Origin of the sequence: Haloarcula salina, assembly GCF_010119195.1 — an archaeon.
GTDB lineage: Archaea > Halobacteriota > Halobacteria > Halobacteriales > Haloarculaceae > Haloarcula > Haloarcula salina.
On the sequence record NZ_WRXL01000001.1, the window covers coordinates 702,410 to 721,490 of the forward strand.

16 protein-coding genes are annotated in these 19,081 nt (G+C 54.3%); 9 read left to right on the top strand and 7 right to left on the bottom strand.

Annotation, left to right across the window (positions count from 1 at the left end):
- The first annotated feature begins 216 nt into the window (after positions 1-216).
- A complete protein-coding gene (locus GM656_RS03670; protein ID WP_162412287.1) occupies positions 217-993 on the top strand; it encodes an FkbM family methyltransferase in 777 nt (258 codons plus the stop codon).
- A 21-nt stretch (positions 994-1,014) separates the two neighbouring features.
- Here GM656_RS03670 and GM656_RS03675 read toward each other — a convergent pair whose 3' ends face one another.
- A complete protein-coding gene (locus tag GM656_RS03675) occupies positions 1,015-2,016 on the bottom strand; it encodes an O-fucosyltransferase family protein (RefSeq protein WP_162412288.1) in 1,002 nt (333 codons plus the stop codon).
- A gap of 673 nt (positions 2,017-2,689) precedes the next feature.
- Between GM656_RS03675 and GM656_RS03680 the strand changes: the two genes are divergently transcribed.
- On the top strand, positions 2,690-3,394 hold the full coding sequence (locus GM656_RS03680) for a class I SAM-dependent methyltransferase (RefSeq protein WP_206673691.1): 705 nt from the start codon (positions 2,690-2,692) through the stop codon (positions 3,392-3,394).
- Positions 3,395-3,623: 229 nt separating this feature from the next.
- On the opposite strand, the gene GM656_RS03685 is transcribed toward GM656_RS03680, so the two are convergent.
- Both GM656_RS03685 and GM656_RS03690 read right to left on the bottom strand, forming a co-directional pair.
- Positions 3,624-4,634 carry an alkaline phosphatase family protein gene (locus tag GM656_RS03685; RefSeq protein ID WP_162412289.1) on the bottom strand — a complete coding sequence of 337 codons (1,011 nt, stop codon included), beginning with the start codon at positions 4,632-4,634 and terminating at the stop codon, positions 3,624-3,626.
- A 167-nt stretch (positions 4,635-4,801) separates the two neighbouring features.
- Entirely contained in the window at positions 4,802-4,999 is a 198-nt protein-coding gene (locus GM656_RS03690) for a hypothetical protein (protein WP_162412290.1), read from the bottom strand.
- A gap of 588 nt (positions 5,000-5,587) precedes the next feature.
- Between GM656_RS03690 and GM656_RS03695 the strand changes: the two genes are divergently transcribed.
- The 3 genes from GM656_RS03695 to GM656_RS03705 are packed head-to-tail and all read left to right on the top strand — an operon-like array spanning position 5,588 to position 9,062.
- A complete protein-coding gene (locus GM656_RS03695) occupies positions 5,588-6,772 on the top strand; it encodes a glycosyltransferase (protein WP_162412291.1) in 1,185 nt (394 codons plus the stop codon).
- Positions 6,762-7,784: a glycosyltransferase family 2 protein gene (locus GM656_RS03700; RefSeq protein WP_162412292.1), complete on the top strand. Its 1,023-nt coding sequence runs from the start codon at positions 6,762-6,764 to the stop codon at positions 7,782-7,784. The genes GM656_RS03695 and GM656_RS03700 overlap by 11 nt, the downstream gene beginning before the upstream one ends.
- A 39-nt stretch (positions 7,785-7,823) precedes the next feature.
- Entirely contained in the window at positions 7,824-9,062 is a 1,239-nt protein-coding gene (locus GM656_RS03705) for a glycosyltransferase family 4 protein (protein ID WP_162412293.1), read from the top strand.
- Positions 9,063-9,102: 40 nt separating this feature from the next.
- On the opposite strand, the gene GM656_RS03710 is transcribed toward GM656_RS03705, so the two are convergent.
- Entirely contained in the window at positions 9,103-10,047 is a 945-nt protein-coding gene (locus tag GM656_RS03710) for a hypothetical protein (RefSeq protein WP_162412294.1), read from the bottom strand.
- Between the two features lie 150 nt (positions 10,048-10,197).
- On the opposite strand from GM656_RS03710, the gene GM656_RS03715 reads away from it, so the two are divergent.
- The 4 genes from GM656_RS03715 (at position 10,198) to GM656_RS03730 (ending at position 14,296) form a co-directional block, all read left to right on the top strand.
- On the top strand, positions 10,198-11,112 hold the full coding sequence (locus GM656_RS03715; protein ID WP_162412295.1) for a glycosyltransferase family 2 protein: 915 nt from the start codon (positions 10,198-10,200) through the stop codon (positions 11,110-11,112).
- Positions 11,109-11,936 carry a glycosyltransferase gene (locus tag GM656_RS03720; RefSeq protein ID WP_162412296.1) on the top strand — a complete coding sequence of 276 codons (828 nt, stop codon included), beginning with the start codon at positions 11,109-11,111 and terminating at the stop codon, positions 11,934-11,936. Before GM656_RS03715 ends, GM656_RS03720 begins: the two co-directional genes overlap by 4 nt.
- A gap of 244 nt (positions 11,937-12,180) precedes the next feature.
- Positions 12,181-13,344 carry a hypothetical protein gene (locus GM656_RS03725; protein ID WP_162412297.1) on the top strand — a complete coding sequence of 388 codons (1,164 nt, stop codon included), beginning with the start codon at positions 12,181-12,183 and terminating at the stop codon, positions 13,342-13,344.
- 127 nt (positions 13,345-13,471) lie between these two features.
- The gene (locus GM656_RS03730) at positions 13,472-14,296 is read left to right on the top strand and encodes a DUF4330 family protein (RefSeq protein WP_162412298.1); all 825 of its coding nucleotides are present in this window, start codon (positions 13,472-13,474) and stop codon (positions 14,294-14,296) included.
- Between the two features lie 467 nt (positions 14,297-14,763).
- Here the strand turns inward: GM656_RS03730 and glmS are convergent, their stop codons facing one another.
- The 3 genes from glmS to GM656_RS03745 form a co-directional block, all read right to left on the bottom strand.
- Entirely contained in the window at positions 14,764-16,554 is a 1,791-nt protein-coding gene (gene glmS, locus GM656_RS03735) for a glutamine--fructose-6-phosphate transaminase (isomerizing) (RefSeq protein WP_162412299.1), read from the bottom strand.
- Positions 16,554-17,744, bottom strand: a complete 1,191-nt coding sequence (gene glmU, locus GM656_RS03740) for a bifunctional sugar-1-phosphate nucleotidylyltransferase/acetyltransferase (protein ID WP_162412300.1) — start codon at positions 17,742-17,744, stop codon at positions 16,554-16,556. The genes glmS and glmU overlap by 1 nt, the downstream gene beginning before the upstream one ends.
- 394 nt (positions 17,745-18,138) lie before the next feature.
- The gene (locus GM656_RS03745) at positions 18,139-18,999 is read right to left on the bottom strand and encodes a CheF family chemotaxis protein (protein WP_162412301.1); all 861 of its coding nucleotides are present in this window, start codon (positions 18,997-18,999) and stop codon (positions 18,139-18,141) included.
- Between the last annotated feature and the right edge of the window lie 82 nt (positions 19,000-19,081).

The window sequence follows — 19,081 nt, forward strand, 5'->3', positions numbered from 1 at the left end:
AGCCGTGGTAATTCATACACTCAATTAAATATATCGTTCCGCTACTGTCTCAAATCAACGAAAAGAGTGTCATACAGTAGTTTAATCCTCTAATCAGAGGATTAAAACTCCAAGTCACAGTATAAGTATTGGAATAATCAGGCCATATATTACTTGGCATTAATTACCATCAGAGATAACCAAAGTTTTATTTTTCTAACACACTTGGGAGAGATAATGACAAAAATGGAAGTAGTACGAGATATATTTCAGAAAATCAAACTAGAGTTGAAAGATCCATATTCTTTTACTGTCGATAGTCTGACGACGGAACTCCGCGTTATCGAACCCGGCGACCTCATTCATTATCAATCTACTTTAACTTCGGAACAACCGGTTTACGAAGATTTTGTTAATTCAATTGAGAACAACGATATTGTCTGGGATATTGGGGCAAACCTTGGCATCTATGGATTACTTGCAACTGAGACCGGATGTGATGTCTCGTTTTTTGAACCACATCCAGAAAGTGTTGAGCGGATCTTTCAGAATATTGCTCATAATGAATACGACGCAACAGTTTATGAAGCGGCTCTCTCAAACGAATCGGGTACTGTAGATTTTGTTACCGGGCTACAGTGGTCTGGAGCAGGGGTAAATGCGATTAATAGTGGCAATCTAGCAGAAAATTATGACAAGAGATACGACAATTCCAAGATAATTACTGTCGATACTCAGCGAGCAGATGCTATTCGCGACAACGGTGCTACCCCACCGACCGTTGCTAAAATAGATGTTGAGGGAGCTGAGATGGATGTTTTACTCGGTGGTCCGTCTGTGTTTGATCCCTCTACATGCCGATTGATATACTGCGAAGTCCACTCACAGGTAACGGAATACGGTTATTCAATGGAGGATGTTAGGACAGAGTTGGCAGAGCGCGGATACTCTCTCGAAATGTTGGGAGAGGAAGAAGGCAACTGGAATCTCAAAGCGACAGCAGATCAAGAATAGCATCGTCTGCCAGTGCAGACGTTATTTTATAGACTGACTCATGTGTTCATCATCCAAAGAATCCAACAGCGGACGGTCAAGTTGTTCAAATCCATGATCCACGACAGAGTCATACAACGGGACAAGTGGACAATCTCCAAGAAAGGCGGCGAAGGTACTGAACGTACTGGGAGGTGTGAGAACTGCATCGCAGAGCGATAGCTCGGCGAAATTTTCGAGATAGTGACCGGAGCCAAAGGGATCACCAGTCGCAAACCGATACGACTCCGCCTTGAATAAGTCGTCATCCTGTGACTCGTCTGATGCGATTACGAAACAAACATCCTTTTCAGCGTGTTGCTGTTCAAACTTCTGCAGCAACTCTCGATACTCCGGTGAGGTGAAAAAGTATCGTCCATCGTTCCATGTTCGATAGTCCCCTTGTCGAATTAGTACACCAACCACGAAGTCATGCGACGATTGAAGAGAGTCAATGTAGCTACGTGCCGTATCGAGATATACCGGGGCGGGCTGAAGGTGATCCCGTATTCGGTCTCTGTATTTTTCGACCAGTGACCAGCAGCGGACTCCCCATCCAGCTAGCACAGAGACACGTTTTGACTTGAGTTGTCGGATCATTTGCGCGTCATCAAGATCTACACGATCAAGCGAATCACCTGCAACAGAGAATGGAGCATGAGTGTTACCTCCGATCATACTTTGTGCATCGGTACGCAAATTTGCTACCCGGTGTAACATCTGATATTGAAGCCCGTTGAGCGGACGGTGCTTGAGGATTCGTTCCACTACACCGTCTCCCCATCCATATCTGATGATCGCCTGCCAGAGTCCGTCAGGACTCTTCTCACGAATATCGCCAAGTGGTAAAACTGGTGATCCATACTGGTCTATATGCGGATGAATTGCGAGGTCCAGCACATCGACGTCGGGATTTTCAAGTTCAAATGCGAGCAAATTCGCGTAGTTGACAAGTTGATTTCCTAACCGCCCGCCACCGTGAGTGTAGATTAAATGCTTAGTCATCTGTAGAGCAAACTCCTAGTCAATATTCCAAATCAGTCTACTCAGCAATTTCAACTGTTCGGTCCAGTTCTACCCACTTCAGAATATTCTGGAAAAGATTCCGTAATCCGTGAGTCATTTGCCAGTCAGGGGGCCACATCGAACCTTCAAGAATTCGGTTTCTAGCCACTGATTGTCAATTATGCGTTGTGTTCCGTGTGCGAACTCAGCACCTCACCTAAGAAGTCCAGATCCAAGAAGTAAATCCGATCGTGGTCTAAGTTGGCAGCAATGTTCAATTCCGTGTCGCACTCGGTCCCGAAGATATCTCCACGCCCGTAGTTGTCGATACTTTTTTGCGATTTCACGACCTCTGTAACATACCCTCCAGACGGAGGGTGTCCGGCCGCTGATCAAACATCTGCTGGTCGCGCACATGGCCAAGTCCAAAACGTACAGTTGGACAGCGAAATGTACGGGCAGCGCATGGAAGTCGAAACAGTGCTTTCCGCCGTCAAGCACCGATCCGGTTCGGAGCCATGCGCCAAGTACTACCAGTTCCGTGAGCCGGTCGTGACCGCTGCGGTCACAACCCCGAATAAGCCATCAAGGAGTGATCGTTACCCCTTTCGTGGATTTAATAGAGTCGGTGAAAAGGGAAACAACCTAATGATATCGTTATCAAGACGGATTAATGAACCCAATAAAATCCATAGCCAAAGAGATCGTCACAACAGATATAGCACACCATTACATCTCAAAAGCGTATCATTTGAAATATCCTGGCTCACGTCAATATTGGGAAGATCGGTATCAAAGAGGAGATAACTCTGGTGCTGGCTCATACGGAAAATTAGCTAGATTCAAATCAAATGTCCTTGAGAACTTTATTGATCAAAACGAAGTGAAAGATGTAATCGAGTTCGGTTGTGGAGACGGAAACCAATTATCTATGACTGAGTTTCCACCATATATTGGATTAGATGTCTCATCGACTGCAATCCAAATGTGTATAAATAAATTTGAGGATGAGGAATATAAGAGTTTCTTTCTATATAATCCCGAATCTTTCGTTGACAACCGCGGAATATTCAAATCTGATCTAGGCCTCTCGTTAGATGTAATCTATCATTTGACGGAAGACGATATATATCAAAAATATATGGAAGATTTGTTTTCGAGTTCTAGGAAGTATGTTATTATTTATTCATCAAATACTACTAAAAAGTATGTCGACGACAAACATGTTAAACACAGAAAATTCACTAATTGGGTAGAAAATAATGCAAGGGATTGGGAACTTGATAGAGTGATTGATAACAAGTATTCATATGACCCTTCAAATCCCGAAAACACTTCTTGGTCCGACTTTTATATATTCAAGCACACGTCACATTGAATAGCCGTAGAAAATTGCGAGGTATAACTTGATTTCACGATCGCTTAGACACCTTGGTGTTTTGAGCCGTACATATCAAGACGAGTTCGTGAAATTCACCGACCGGATTCCTGCGCGCACGGCATCGGAAAAAGTGATTACAGTTCGCTCGCTGGCACGACACCCCAAACTAAACACTACTATTTAAATATCCGATATTTGACTACAGAGCTGATAGGATAGTGCTCATCTATTCCAGATATCCCAAAGACTTCAATGTCTCTTTAACCGACTGTTCAGAATAGTCACCATCATCGTCAGGCGAAAAAGAAGGGATATAAGACCTTGTGTCTTCTGCGGAAGTCTCCGCCCACGGGACTCGTCTTATCTGAGGATGTAAACTCCCAGCATGATGGTAAAAAACACCAAACTCCCCAAAGGCTTCGCCATGATCAGCTGAGATTGCAACGTTTCGATAGTTAGAATTTTCCAACAAGAGTTCGATTTCCTCTAACACCCACCGCAGCATATTCAAATAAGACCGAAAAACTTCGTCCCTGTTTCCGGTTCTTTCTAAATAGCCGAACTCGTCCCCCTGGTGGTCTTTTAAATTACTTCCTTCAGGAATGCACTCTAGAGTATATGGTCCGTGTGGTGGCATATAATGGAGAATGGTCTTGTCGAAATCATGTTCTCTTGAAAGAGTAATACCTCGATCGGTCACATACCTCGGCGGACAATATTTGTACCCACGCCCCTCGTATTTCCACAGTCCTTCGTAATGGCCAAGATCGTCTTTGCTTGCCAAGTTCCAGTCACCGCGGCTACGCATTTGGGAGACGTCTTTATTTTCTGTTTCCGGATCCCAATTTGATTCAATACCGTTTCCAAGAACCGTCTCAGAATGGGGGTTTGCGGATATGTATGCTGTATTTTCAATGTCGTCCTCATAGTCTAAATCGAAGGTTTTCGCAATCCACTCTGGAGAAGAACCGCCAACTGAGTAGATAGATCCGACTTCTGGGATACACGAAAATTCCGACGAAACTGTCCTTAATGCATCTACACGGCATGTGTCGAGAATAATAAGCAAATCCCAATTTTGATTGAACACGTTGGTCCCGATCGTTTTCCTTGAATTGAACGCAATAGACTGATTTCTGTATGTGGCAAGAGCATTTTGAAAGCCCTTTGCCTTTATATAAGATAGCGCCTTCTGAGGATTTTTGACTCCTCGTCTAACTTTATTCGCGAGTCTCATCTATGTCGCCAGTTTCTCTCATTCATATTAGTCACTTCGACTGGTAGGAACAGCCACCCATTTTCTATTTACGAGTACTCCACACATCAACTGATTCAATTCTTTGTCTGAAACATATATAATCTCTTCCGCGGTATGATAGTAGTATCAAAAAAAAAAGTTTCGAACTAGTCGTCAACGATTTCTTTCTCAGCGCTGTAAAAAAACAGTTTGAAATCGAAGAGGTTCATCGGTCTTTTCCCTGCCAAAGACACGTTCGAGACTGGTCTGATTTCCGTGGAATTCCTATCTGAAATCGAGGCCGTGTCGCTACAGGTGTCTTTCAGCGGGGCGGCACCGTAGAAGAGAGCCACGGAGTCTGCCACATCATGTCTCCGCGGAATTCGGCGAAGAGCACATGAGCGAGGTCGTTGATTCACGTCGGTTCAATCCGTGCATCAGTAATTCACGGTGTCTGGGTCGACGGAAGCAGACAGCTAGTAGCACTCATCTTTGAGTTGGATCACGGCTTCGTCGACCGCAACGTGATCCGGGCTGCGTCCATCGCTGGGTTATAAATCAGCATTGTGGACCCAGTTGTTAACAATAGAGCGAGTGCATTGGACACTGGATATTACAAGAAGCGTACCAGTATTCGAGAGCGATAGTTCAGTAAGATGCAGTTGAATACGGAGTTTCACTATCAGCCGTAGTATCTCTTCGCTCTCCACAAATTCTAACTTAGTCTTGTCTAAACAATAGTTAAGATAGATAAGAAGCTTTTTATGTAGATGAACCTATTTCCGTCTTTTTCAATCTTATCTGGAAGTGCTCCCTTCCCAAGGAAAAAAGAATAACTATAATAATTAGTTAAGCGAAAAGCAGAGTCAGACTGTGTTTCCAAAGCAGTGGTTTATTTGCCCGACACACATTAAGTAGGACTAAGCGATCTATAAAAATCAAAATAGTCTAGCATGGATATATTATACGTATTAGAACGGTTTCCACAGATTTCAGAGAGTTTTATCGTTAATGAACTGTATGAATTATCTCGTAGAGGGCATAATGTGTATGTGTTTTCATTTGATGAAAGTAATGAAGACATTGAACATGACGAATTAAGTAAAGTACAAATACCTATCGAGTACGGGAGTACACCATCATTATCCTCATATAGCGAGTTATCGCTCGGAAAATTGTCCATTCACAAATTCTGGAAAGAATTGATATTTATTGATCATCCAGTCCGTCATCTAAATAGGTTATGCTACAGTAAACAGATATTAGATTATATAAGAGATTGTGGCGGTGTGGATGTTATCCATGCACATTTTGCAACGACATCAAAATTGAGTGCAGTCTACGCATCGAGATCATATGGCATACCATGTACTGTAACGGCACATGCAACCGAGATTTTTGCAGATCCGAATTTTCGGTTATTACGACAAGTTCTGCAAAGCTATGATGGTATTTTAACACCTTCAAAGTACAATAAAAGCTATTTGAAGGACAATTGTGGAGAGGATCTCGATATTCGAGTGGTTCCGGCTACTACTAGAGTCGACAAATTCAAGCCTTCAAATGAACATGTTCCTGGGCGGGTTTTGACAGTAGCAAGGCTCGTTGAGAAGAAAGGGCATAAATACGCCATTGAAGGAATTTCCGAGTTACTTGACCGAGGATATAACCTTAAGTACCATATTGTAGGGACTGGAAGGCTTGAGTCCGATCTACGACAGCAAGTAAATGAGAATTGTATCGAGGACCATGTAGAGTTCTTGGGTCATGTGACAGATTCCCAACTCCAACAAGAGTTCAATGAAGCAGAATTGTTTATTCTTCCTTGCGTAATTGCCTCGAACGGAGACAGAGATGTAGCACCAGTTTCGTTGAAGGAAGCCATGGCAACACAAACAGCTTGCATCTCTACGACAGTATCGGCAATACCCGAATTAATAACCGACGAATACGACGGATTATTAGTTGAGCCGCGACATTCGGATAAACTAGCAGACTCAATCGCCCATCTGATTGATAATCCGACATATCGTGAGGAAATTGCAAAAAATGGAAGAGATACAGTGAGAAAACAGTTTGATATTTCCACATCAGTAGATGCAATGGTGGAGTATTTCAAAGAGATAGATGATAGATAAGGATAATAATCGAACGGATCGAGTTTCATCCAATTCAGACATCGCTAGCGGTTCAATTGAAGGACACGTCTCAACAGACGACCAAAACAAAAAAGAATTTACGCTTGATAAACCTATAGCATTATTCATATATAATCGGCCCTCACACACAGACCAGGTATTAAACCGCATTAAGCAAGTTAAACCTCCAAAGCTACTAGTGGTTGCTGATGGTCCTAAAAACAAATCAGACCAAGAGATGTGTCGCCAGACACGCCAGCTGATTTCTCAGAGGGAGTGTCAATTTCCCGTAGAAAAGAACTTTGCATCTACGAATCTTGGTTTACCGGACCGTTTTACTACCGGTCTAGACTGGGTTTTTGATAAGGTTCCAGAGGCAATAATATTAGAAGACGATATTATACCAGAACCCAGTTTTTTTCGTTTCTGTCAGGTACTACTTGACCGATTTCGAGATGACAATCGAGTTATGGAGATCACGGGCCGAAACCAACTTGAAAGGTGGAAATCAGGGGAGTATGACTATCATTTTTCATACTACGGTGGTATTTGGGGATGGGCAACCTGGAGAGAGGATTGGGAGAAGTACGAGCAGGAAATCAGCCTCTGGAACGACACGACAGTCAAAAATCGAATTCGAGATGTTATTGCCGATGAAGATCAATTCAGATACCTTCAACGGATATACGATATGACGCAGTCAGACGAAATCAATTCTTGGGCCTATAGATGGGGATTCGCTCGTCACATCAACAACGGGCTTTCCGTGGTTCCTTCAAAAAACTTAGTCAAGAATATCGGCTTTGGAGAGGGTGCGACAAATACCACAAGTACGTCTAATGGGTTTGCAAATAAAGAGACGTATGAAATGTCCTTCCCGCTTACTCACCCGCCATTCGTTGCCCCAGACCGAGAATACGACAGGCGCTTCCACGAACTCAGGCAAACACGCTCGAAGCCGAGACGAATTCTCGATGCGCTCTTGGACACTACCGGAATCAAAAAACTGTGACATCACCGTATTTTTGTAACGGCTTCGTCTGTATCCAGCATGACTTCTGTTGACCCGCTCCTCCTCACCGAACGCGATTCGGGAGGTGCCGGGACTGCGGCCAGACGGATACACAGGGGACTTCGTGCAATCGGGGTGGATTCGAAGATGCTGGTCAGGCGGAAGTCGTCCGACGACCCAACGGTTCTGGGACCCGAGACGAAAGGCTCGAAAGCGCTGGCGAGACTTCGTCCCCTCGTCGACGGCCTCCCGCTGTCGTTTTACGACGCCGCGAGCGAGTTCTCGCTCAGTTGGCTTCCGGATCGGCTCGGGCCCCGAATCGAGGCCGTGGACCCCGACGTCGTCCATCTCAACTGGGTCGCTGGCGGGTTCATGGGACCGGAACGGATATCGTCACTGGATCGCCCTATCGTCTGGCGTCTGCCCGACATGTGGCCGATGACGGGCGGGTGTCACTACACGAACGGGTGTGCTAGATACCAGTCTTCGTGCGGGGCTTGCCCGAAGCTCCAGAGTACGAGCGAGTGGGACCCGTCCCGCATCACCCTCGGCCGGAAGCGTCGTGCCGTGGCTCGATCGGACGTGACCGTCGTCGCGACGACATCGTGGCTCGCCGAGCACGCCCGATCGAGTTCGATCTTCGAGGGATGCCCTGTCCAGGTGATACCGAACGGTCTGGATACGAGCGTCTACAAGCCGTTCGATCAGCACATCGGTCGTGACCTCTTCGAGTTACCGGAGGAGAAGCCGCTCGTCCTGTTCGGCTCTGTCGGACCACTCAGCAACGAGCGAAAGGGGTTCGATCTTCTGCGAGACGCGCTCCGCCATCTCGCGGCGGAGTTCGATACGGACGCCGAACTAGTCGTCTTCGGAACGCGCCGTCCGGAATCCGAACCCGAGTTCGGACTGCCGACGCATTACACCGGATACATCAACGACGACGAGAGCTTATCACTTCTTTACTCGGCCGCAGACGTGATGGTCGTCCCGTCCCGTTACGAGGGGTTCGGACAGACGGTCACTGAAGCGATGGCGTGTGGAACGCCGGTGGCCGCCTTCGACGCGTCAGGCCCCGCCGATACGATCGTCCATCGTGAAACGGGGTATCTCGCTGATTCGTACGACCCCGTAGATCTCGCCGCCGGGATCCACTGGCTGCTTTCCGAGACGGCAGTCGACGACTCCCTCGGCACCAAAGCGCGCGCTCGGACGGTCGAGAAGTACGATTATCTCGACATCGCAACGCAATATCGGGAACTCTACGAAGGGCTCGTATAGTCTGTCGTCTGTGCGATACGGAGGAGGTCAGTCGACTTGATTACGCCACGTAACCGAGCGATTCGAGTCGACTCCGAGTATCGGTATCGGTCACCGCGTCGGGACGGGAGTCAGGACAGTACGTGCCGGAATCCGTCGTTTCGACCTCGATCCACGGAACCTCTCGGAGGAACGGAAACGGCATACTGCCGGGGTGACCGTAGATGCCGTACTCGCCGATGGCGTTCCCGTGGTCCGAACTGACCACTGCGTGGTCGGCGTCGAGATTCTCCAGGAGGAGAGTCAGTTCGTCCATGACCAGTTCGAGGTTCTCCCGATAGTTCGTCCAGACCTCGTTCGCGTCGAGTTCGCCGTAGCTCAGTTGTGTCCAGACGTCGCCGTCCGGAGTGACGGGCCACGAATCCAGCGACTTTCCCTCCTCCATGGGACTGTCGGTCAAAAACGGGCTGTGAGGCTGCATGTAGTGAACGATGAGGCGACCGTCGTCCATCGCTCGCCCCTGACGGATAGCCTCGTCAGTGACCGGTCTCGGAGGCTGCGTTCCAGTCCCGTCGTCCCAGCCGTATCGCCAGACTTCGATCAGTTCCCGAAACCAGTCCGCGTCGAGTTTCTGCTCCGAGAAGGGATTGCCACAGACGTAGACGGTGTCTTCCATCTCCGGAGCGTATCTCGGGACGAAGTTTCGCTCCATCCAATCCGGCGTCATCGAAGCCACAGACGTGGACGAGTCGCGCGTCCGAACGTACGAGTACTCCGTCGAGGTCAGGAGCTCTCGCATCAGATCGACACGACAGGCGTCGAGGATAATGAGGACGTCCCAGTCCAGTTCATAGATCGGGTCGCCGATCGGTTCGAGCAGTCCGTCGCTAAGTGTCTGCAGAGATTTAATGTACGGGCGATAGAAGAACTCGAAGGCACCAGCCCTGAGGCTCCGTTCATGCCCCGCTCGAATAGCACGCTTGATCCAACTCTCGTAGAGTCCCATCTTACACCCTACTCACTCACGAGAATATAATTGTCTGTCCCTCCCACGATCCGGCGTACCGACGCAGTTCTATCACGGAACACGGGCAGTCGGCGCCACGTAGTAATGTTTTACTCCGTCGAAATCGTTCGCTGGGTCACAGCATCCCAGATGCCACGAGTCAGCGTCGTCACCCCTACCTATAATCACACTGAAGAGCTCGACAGGGCGATTCAAAGCGTCGTGGACCAGACGTTCGACGATTTAGAGCACATCGTCGTCGACGACGCGTCCGACGAGTGCGATCCACGTACAATCGTAAATCGATTCGACGACGACCGACTCGAATATGTCTCCCACGAGGAGAACAAAGGAGCAGGTGCCGCTCGGAATACCGGGATAGCAGCGGCGGAGGGAGACCTGATCGCGTTTTTGGATTCGGACGATTTCTGGACGGAGCAGAAACTCGAACGTCAGGTTTCCGAGATTGAGTCACTGAATGATGAGTGGGTCGGGGTGTACTGCGGCGTACAGACAGATAGAAAGCGCCTGTTCAAGCACGTTGCTGGGAGAGTACTCGGAGATCGGCCCGCTGTCACTGGCGATACAGAGGTTCTGAGACGACTCCTCTATCCGAACTCCGGGTTCGCACTTGGTTCGACGTTTCTGGTGAAGCGAGACGCTATCGAACGAGCCGGTCTCTTCGACGAGTCGTTGAGTCGATACGAGGAGGTCGAACTGGCAACGCGGATAGTTGAAGTCGGGAAAATCGGCTACGTCGACGAAGACCTAGCCGTTATCGGACGGTCAGGCTACCCCAGGGCGACAGCGGTCGCTCGCTCCGGAGAACGTCTCTTCGAGAGATACCGGGACGCATATTCGGAGACTGATCTCGATGTCGAAGCCGCCATTCGATCGCATCACTTTCTCATCGCACGGTCGTTCTTTCGAGAGGGGAAATTCGCCGCCGGATATCGGTATCTGAAGCGGGCGGAGCCCCACGACGTACGTCAGTATCCGCGCCTAGGCTATTGCCTGTTTCTCGGTGCGCTGGAGTTGGGGAAAGGGGTGTCACAGAGTTCGTGACAGAGACAGACTTCTCCGTCCTCCTCCCGACGTACGGCGGCGACGATGCCACGGAACTCGATCAGTCTCTCCGCAGCTGCTTCGAACAGACGCGACTACCGAGTGAGGTCCTCATCGTTGAGGACGGTCCGTTGACCGAGGAACTGACCGCGACGCTCACAGACTGGAAGAAGCAGTATCCGGACCGGCTTCGACGGATCCGTATTCCAGAGAATCGAGGCCTTGGAAACGCTCTCAATAGGGGAGTGAAAGAGTGTACGTATTCGCTGATCGCTCGCCACGACTCGGACGACATCAATGTACGGACCCGTTTCGAGAGACAGATAGCGTACTTCAACGACCATCCAGACGTCGACATCGTCGGCGGCTACATTGGTGAGTTCTCCAGAGACCCTTCGGCCGTGAAAACGGTGAGAAAAGTGCCAACGGATCACGACAGTATCGAGGCGATGGCTCGGTTCAGGAGTCCGATGAACCACGGAACGGTCATGTTTCGGAAGGGCGCTGTCCTCGCCGCCGGCAACTATCGAGCCGTCACAAGAATCGAAGACTACGACCTCTGGGTTCGCATGTTTTGCTCGGATGCGACGTTCGCGAATATCCCCGACATCCTCGTCAAGGTTCGGGCAGGAGCGGGACTCGCAGAGCGACGCGGCGGTGCTGAATACGCCAGAGCGGAAGTTCGCCGACAGGTGGAGTTCTATCGCCGTGGGTTCATCGGTTTCCCGGTCTTCGTGTTCAACGTCGTGAGTCGAGTCGGACTCAGGTTCCTCCCGAATCGCATCCGTCGCTGGGTGTATCGAACCGTCGCACGTGAGTCGTAATTCATTGCACTGCAGGCCCGGACTGGAAGATCACCCGACGTGACACCGATCCGAATCCGTGAGTAAACGACGAAACCTAACGGATTCTGGAAGGGCGAACTGGAGACTACCAAACACAGGCAAACAGCCCTTCTAGCAATGGCAAAACTTAATGAAGGCGTCAGAATAGAACACGTAGCTACGCTCTACGAGTATGAGTCGATTGTCTCACCCATCTACACTCCGTCACGTTCGCCAACGACCGGTGTACGGAGCCGTCGTCGTCTTCGTGGTCGCGCTGGCGGTCCGCTTGGGATATCTCTCTCGGATTCTTCAGGGATCGTTACGAACGCCACCCGATACAGGCTCATATCTCCAGGCATGTGAGGTTCTGTTCACCGATCCCCTCGTGATCCACGAACAGACTAAGGGACTCACCTATCTCGGATTTACGCTCCCATTTTGTAGCGTCCGTTACTTGAGTGGCGGATCAGGGGTCGCATGGGCCGTCGTCCAAGTGTTCCTGTCCACGGTCACCGCTGTTCTCGTGTACTACGCAGGCGTCCGAGTCGTCAACGTCGTCGCCGGGTTCGTCGCCGGAATCTCCTTCGGGTTGTTGTTCGAGGCACTTCGGTTCGTGGTATACATGCTCTCCGAAACGGTGTTCATCCTCGCACTCGTCCTGTCCCTCTACGCTATTATCCGGTACAAGGACCGGCCATCGAAGTGGAATCTCTTGCTCCTCTTGGGAAGTTTTACGTGGCTCATCACGTCTCGTCCGTTCGGGTTTCCTATCGTCGCCGGGTGGTTAGCGTTCGACCTGTTCCCACGGGATAGCGGCTACCGTATCGGATTCCTCCCGCAGAAGGCGGCAATCGCTGGGGTCATCGGAGTACCAATCGTCGTGCAACTATTCACAGATGTGGCACGTAAACTGAGACAGGTGGAAGATTCGTGGAAAGATGGCTGGATTTACTGGCACGGGCGGTGGGATTCACCACTGGCTTCGTACGATTACACGCCACGTGCAGCCGACAGCCTCCTTGAGTTCTTCATTGTGAACCTCGACCACGTGTTGGTGATGATGTTCATGCGACTGTTCGTGTTCTTCATTCCGCTGGTCCCACGGTTGGAGCGCGGCGCGATAATATACACAGTGGGTAATGCGGTGATCTTGATTCCACTGCTGATCGGAAGCCTCCTCGGGATCGTTCGTGCTCTCAGGGAGCGGCCGATCGTTTTCAGCCTGTTCGCGACGCCGATTCTGGTCGTCGTCGGAATTACGATGGTGACGTTCGTCAGTTCCTCCTGGCGGTATCGCGCGCCCTTAGCGCCCTTCTTTGCGTTGCTGACAGGATACTTCGTCGCAACGAATCCGCAAATCAGTCGCGTAACTGAGAAACTGAGTGACTCGTTCGGGGCCAAGTGACGGAAAAGACGTTCAACACCGGAGAGACGAGAATGATACAGTGTATTTATCGACGGACCGAAACGCGGTTTGAGTCCGCGCCCAAACTGATCGAACAATCAGAGACACCGCGGTACAAAGACAATCGATGAACGTTATCGACGAAAACGGAAATCTGTTTGGCGTCGTCAACGCGATAGACGCATTGGCTATATTGGTAGTACTCACGGTTCTCACTGCGGGTGCCACGCTCGTCTTGAGTGGCTCAAACGACAGGACACAGACGTCCGAGCCAGAACCGATCAGGTACGCGACGGTTTCGTATACCGTCCCCCTCACCAGTGATGCAGCGGCGATCGACACCGGAACTATGATCTCCCCCTCGGGAAGCGACGAAACGTTTCAGGTTGAGGACGTCCACCGGAGCTTCTCGAACTCGTCGGCTCACATCGTCGCACGCGTCTCGTATCGGGGGACGCCGAGAGCGAACGGAGGGAGAATATACGGTGGAGACACGATAGCGATGGTCACGAACTCGTATCGGTTCCGTACGACCGTTCTCTCCGTCAACGATACCGCGAAAGAGATTCGGCGGACGACGGTTCCGGTTGTCGTTCGCGCCAGTGTCGACGAAGCCGTCGCACGGGCGATCAGGTCCGGCCAGCAGGTCGAAATACAGAATCAAACAGTAGCCAGCATACAGTCGGTGTCGAGACGCTCGGGAACCGGGAATGAGCAGGTCGTTCGTGTCGAGATCGAACTCGCCGCACGGACTCAGAAACAGGTACCAATGTTCGGAGGCAACCAGATCCGCCTCGGAAGCCGAATCTCGATTGTCACCGACAATTTCATGATGCGAGGAAGTGTCATCTCGGTTGAATCACGCGCGTCCGAAGAACTGTCAGATCGGCACACGGCTGGAAACGAAGAACGATCGTCAGACAACCCACCAGACACGATAGAACAGCAATAACTCGCAGATAATGTTACGAAGCCGCCTCACTAGCGCCTACTCTGCGTCACGCCTTGGTGACACTACAGAACGACTGCAGACAGCGATCGATCAGTCGCAATTGGTGGCCTGGTTCACCAGGGAGACAGAGCCGAAGAGTGCGACAATTGACCTCAAGGGGACTGCGGTAGGGAAACCGGGAATTTACCTAATCACTATTGCTGGGACGTTGCTTCGTCAGTCGTGGACACAGTCGACGGTCCAGCGAATAGCCACCACGGTACGGAGCGTCCTGTTCCGATCCCCGAGAACCAGTATAGTAGTCGGGTTGCTCGCCGTTCTTGTGATTGGACTCGTTTCGTCGTTCTGACTGGACTCCAGTGAGACAGAGAGAGCACGCCGGCAGACTTGATTCACGAACCACGCAATAGGCATATCTGCCGCAGCTCGCTGTCATCGGTTCGCCTGAACGACTCGACGTGCAATCGTTACTCCACCGTCACGCTCTTCGCCAGGTTCCGCGGTTTGTCGATGTTCCGACCCAGCAGCGCGGCGGTGTGATACGACACGAGCTGGAGGTGGATGTTCGCGAGCACCGCGGCAGCGCGGGGATGGGTTTCGGGCAGTTCGAGCACGTGGTCGGCGTAGCGGGACACGTCGCTCTGGCCGTCGGTGATGGCGACGACGGGCGCGTCGCGGGCCTCGACTTCCTTGACGTTACCGACGGTCTTGCGGGCGCGTTCGTCGTCGCCGGTGACGATGGCGAACACGGGCGTGTTCTCGGTCACGAGCGCGAGCGGTCCGTGCTTGAGTTCGCCGGCGGCGAAGCCCTCGGCGTGCTTGTAGGTGATCTCCTTCATCTTCAGCGCGCCCTCGAGGGCGACCGGTTCGTGGTAGCCGCGACCGATGAAGAAGTAGGCGTCGGCGTCCTGGTAGATTTCGGCGATTTCCTGCGCGGCGGACTCGTCGAGGATCTCCTGGACGTGGCCCGGGAGGTCGCGGAGCGCGCTGATGACCTGGCGGGCGTCGCCGGTCGAAGACGTGCCGAGCGCGAGGAGGTTCAGCGCGGCCAGCTGGGAGGCGAAGGTCTTGGTCGCGGCGACGCCGATCTCGGGGCCGGCACGGATGTACAGCGCGTGGTCGCACTCGCGGGCCGCGGTCGAGCCGACGACGTTCGTGACGGCGAGGGTGCGCGCGCCGCGCCGACGGGCCGCTCGGAGCGCCGAGAGCGTGTCGGCGGTCTCCCCGCTCTGGGTGACGCCGACGACGAGCGCGTCGCCGATGGGAGGCGTCGCGGTGGCGTACTCGCTGGCGAGGAACGCCTGCGAGGGGATGCCGGCCTCGCGGAACAGTTGCGCTCCGTGGAGGGCGGCGTGATAGGAAGTTCCGCAGGCGACGAACTGGACGCCCGTCGGCGAGAGGTCACCGAGGTCGCCGATGTCGACCGTGCCGGAGAGTTCGTCGACGCGGCCCCGGAGACACTGTCGCAGGGCGCGGGGCTGTTCGTGGATCTCCTTGAGCATGTAGTGTTCGTAGCCGCTCTTGCCCGTCTCCTCGGGGTCCCACTCGACGGTGTCGACGTCCTTCTCGACGACCGATCCGTCGCTGTCGGTGACCGTCCAGCCGTCGGCGTCGAGCCGGGCGAACTCGCCGTCCGCGAGGTAGACGACCTGGTCGGTGAAGTCCCGGAAGGCCGGCACGTCGCTGGCCAGGAACGTCGCGTCCTCGGCGAGTCCGAGGACGAGCGGGGAGTCGTTTCGAGCCGCGAAGACGGCGTCACAGCCGGCGACGACGGCGGCGACGGCGTAACTCCCCTCCAGCCTGGAGATCGCCTCCCGGACCGCGTCCTCGGGGTCCGAACCCGCCTCCAGTGCGTCCTCGATGAGGTGTGGCACGACCTCCGTGTCAGTGTCGGAGGTGAAGGTGTGGCCGGCGGCGACCAGTTCGTCGCGCAGGGACTGGTAGTTCTCGATGATGCCGTTGTGGACGACCGCCACGTCGCCGTGGCAGTCCTGGTGCGGGTGGGCGTTCGCGTCGGTCGGCGGGCCGTGCGTGCTCCAGCGGGTGTGGCCGATTCCGACCGAGCCGGAGAGCGTGCGGTCCGACAGCGCCTCGCGGAGGTCGTCGATCTTGCCGGAGTTCTTGCAGATCTCGACGTGGTCGCTCGAAAGCGCGACGCCGGCGGAGTCGTAGCCGCGGTATTCGAGCTTCGAGAGCCCGTGAACCAGCGTGTCGAGCGTCTCGTCGCCGCGGCCGACGCAGCCGATGATGCCACACATCAGCGGACCACCTCCGCGTCCTCCGGGACGGTCCCATCGACCGTGACACCGGTGGCGATCCGGGCGTTCGGTCCGACGAGCGAGCCCGGGACGAAACTCACGTCCCCGCGGGCGTCGGCCCGGTCGGCGACGACGGCCCCGAGCTGCTGGTCTTCGAACACCTCTGTCCCGACCTGCACGTCGGCCGGACCGCCTGGGGCGACGGTGGCGGCGCCCAGTGTCACGTCCTGACCGGTCACGGTGTCGATAAGTGTCGAGCTCGGATCCACGCGCGTGTCGGCGTCGAGGACGGAGTGCTGGACGACGGTGTTCGCGCCGACGGTGACGTTCCGGCCGAGCGCCACGTCCGGCCCGATGACCGCGTCGGGTCCGATCTCGCAGTCGGGACCGACGACGACGGGCGCCTGCAGGACCGCATCGTCGTGGACGCGTGCCGAGTCGTCGACCCAGACCCGTTCGTCGCGGGCCGATTCGACGACGCGACCGCGCGCGAGAACCTCGCAGGCGACGGTCAGCAGGTCCCAGGGGTAGGTCGCATCGACCCACATCCCGTCGACCTCGACCGCCCTGACGCGGTCGGTCTCGAGCAGGAGCTCGATGGTGTCGGTCAGCGCCAGTTCGCCCGCGTGGCGCGTCGTTTCGTCGATGGCGTCGAACACGTCGGCGTCGAACGCGTAGACACCGCCGTTGATGAGGCGGTAGTCGTCCTCCTGGGGCTTCTCGACGATCTCGACGATGTCTCTGTCGCGGACCTGCACCGCGCCGTAGCGACTCGTGTCCTGGCGCTCGACGACGGCGATGCTCGTGTCGCCCGTCTCGTCGTAGGAGGCGTCGACTGCCTCGATAGTTCCGGCGTCGACGAGTCGGTCGCCGTTCATCACGAGCAGCGGCCCGTCGACAGCGGCGCGGGCCTGGAGGAGCGCGTGCCCGCTGCCGAGCTGTTTGTGCTGCGTGACGTAGGTGATCGGGACGCCGCGGTACGTCGGACCGAAGTGGTCCTGGACGCGGTCGCGCTTGAAGCCGACGACGGCGACCAGCTGCTCGATGCCGGCCTCGACCAGCGCGTCGAAGACGTGTTCGAGGATTGGGCGGTTCGCGGCCGGCAACATCGGCTTTGGGCGGTTGCGCGTCAGCGGCCGCAGGCGAGTCCCCTCGCCCGCGGCGAGGACCACAGCCGTGTCGATGTGCATACGGGGTGCAGGCGGAGGAGGGGTTTCAATATGGCGGCCCTAACGCGATTGGACGGTGGCTACTCTCGAACGACCGTCCAGATTCGTTCGAAGAAACCGAACGACTGGGCCAGGGAGCGGCGTGTTATGTCACGTCGTCCCGTCGAACTGCACGACGCAATCCGATCCGGGAGGCGAGCCGGGACGCCTCCTGGCACGCGTCTCGCTCCCCCCTCGCGGGCCGCTATCGGTCACCGCTCGCATTCGGCGGCCCGTGCTTCGCGAGCCCCGCTCGCGGGTCACTACCGTTCCCCGCTCGCATTCGAGGCCCACGCCATGCGTGCGCCTCGCTCACGGATCGCTGTCGCTCTCCGTTCGCTCATCCGGCGGGCCGCGCTTCGCGCGCCCCGCCCGGCTACTGCTCTCCCATCCGCTCACCCGCAACCCGACGGCCTTTCGTCGTCAGATTCACCTCGGTCCGTTCGCGGAGGACGCTGATGACGTCGAGTTCGATGAGGCGGTCGAAGATCTCCTCGGTCTTCTCGACGGAGATGCCGACGAAGTTGGGGATGTCGAACGGCGAGACGCCGGAGTGGAGCGCCATGATGACCCGTTTCTCCGTCGAGCTCAGGTCGAGGTCGGCGCGGTTCTGCTCGGCGCTGTCTTCGAGCATCGTCCGCAGGACCGTCGCGTGGAACTCCTCGCCGGCGAGGTGGGTCTCGACGCTGATGTCGGCCTCGCTGTGTTCGACCTGGATGACCGTCCGCTCCTCGCCGGTGACCTGCTTCTCCTCGACTTCGAGGTCGCCGATGTCGGCCCGCTCGATGTCGACGGCCTGGCCGTCGGCCAGGGCGAGGCGGAGCGCCTCGTCGGTCACTTTCAGTCGGCCCTTCGTCCACTCGGCCGACTGGACGACGCCGCCTTTCAGCGCGGGGTGTTGCACGAGGACGATCGCGCCGTCGAGACTCGCCCGGTAGAAGTCGGTCACGAAGGTCTCGTGGTCCGAGGCCGACACCAGGACGACGTCGTCGCCGATGTGGAGCGCGACGTACTCGGAGACGCCGGCGCTCTGCTGGTTCACGTCGAACCGGTCGGCGATGCGGTCGATATCAGCGAGTGAAATCTGTCGCTTGCTGTCGCCGAGCAGCGCGAGCCGTTCGGTCGTGAGGACGATGCGGCAGTTCCGCCACTCGGCGTCGGTGAGGCGCTGTCCCTGCGAGACCGCCTGCAGGTACTGTCCCTTCGTATCGGCGATCTTCTTCTCGGTGTCGCTCATGCCCTCACCGGCCTCCTGTGACTCCGTTGTCCGCAGGCTGGAATATAACTTCCGCCGCGAGTGTCGCTACCGATAACGGTGG

What these genes read in the sequence shown, in the direction of transcription:
- GM656_RS03680 (WP_206673691.1), top strand. Translation starts at nt 2,690, where the DNA reads ATGAACCCAATAAAATCCATAGCCAAAGAGATCGTCACAACAGATATA.
- GM656_RS03745 (WP_162412301.1), bottom strand. Translation starts at nt 18,999, where the DNA reads ATGAGCGACACCGAGAAGAAGATCGCCGATACGAAGGGACAGTACCTG.
- GM656_RS03695 (WP_162412291.1), top strand. Translation starts at nt 5,588, where the DNA reads ATGGATATATTATACGTATTAGAACGGTTTCCACAGATTTCAGAGAGT.
- GM656_RS03685 (WP_162412289.1), bottom strand. Translation starts at nt 4,634, where the DNA reads ATGAGACTCGCGAATAAAGTTAGACGAGGAGTCAAAAATCCTCAGAAG.
- GM656_RS03705 (WP_162412293.1), top strand. Translation starts at nt 7,824, where the DNA reads ATGACTTCTGTTGACCCGCTCCTCCTCACCGAACGCGATTCGGGAGGT.
- GM656_RS03730 (WP_162412298.1), top strand. Translation starts at nt 13,472, where the DNA reads ATGAACGTTATCGACGAAAACGGAAATCTGTTTGGCGTCGTCAACGCG.
- GM656_RS03675 (WP_162412288.1), bottom strand. Translation starts at nt 2,016, where the DNA reads ATGACTAAGCATTTAATCTACACTCACGGTGGCGGGCGGTTAGGAAAT.
- GM656_RS03700 (WP_162412292.1), top strand. Translation starts at nt 6,762, where the DNA reads ATGATAGATAAGGATAATAATCGAACGGATCGAGTTTCATCCAATTCA.
- GM656_RS03710 (WP_162412294.1), bottom strand. Translation starts at nt 10,047, where the DNA reads ATGGGACTCTACGAGAGTTGGATCAAGCGTGCTATTCGAGCGGGGCAT.
- glmU (WP_162412300.1), bottom strand. Translation starts at nt 17,744, where the DNA reads ATGCACATCGACACGGCTGTGGTCCTCGCCGCGGGCGAGGGGACTCGC.
- GM656_RS03670 (WP_162412287.1), top strand. Translation starts at nt 217, where the DNA reads ATGACAAAAATGGAAGTAGTACGAGATATATTTCAGAAAATCAAACTA.
- glmS (WP_162412299.1), bottom strand. Translation starts at nt 16,554, where the DNA reads ATGTGTGGCATCATCGGCTGCGTCGGCCGCGGCGACGAGACGCTCGAC.
- GM656_RS03715 (WP_162412295.1), top strand. Translation starts at nt 10,198, where the DNA reads ATGCCACGAGTCAGCGTCGTCACCCCTACCTATAATCACACTGAAGAG.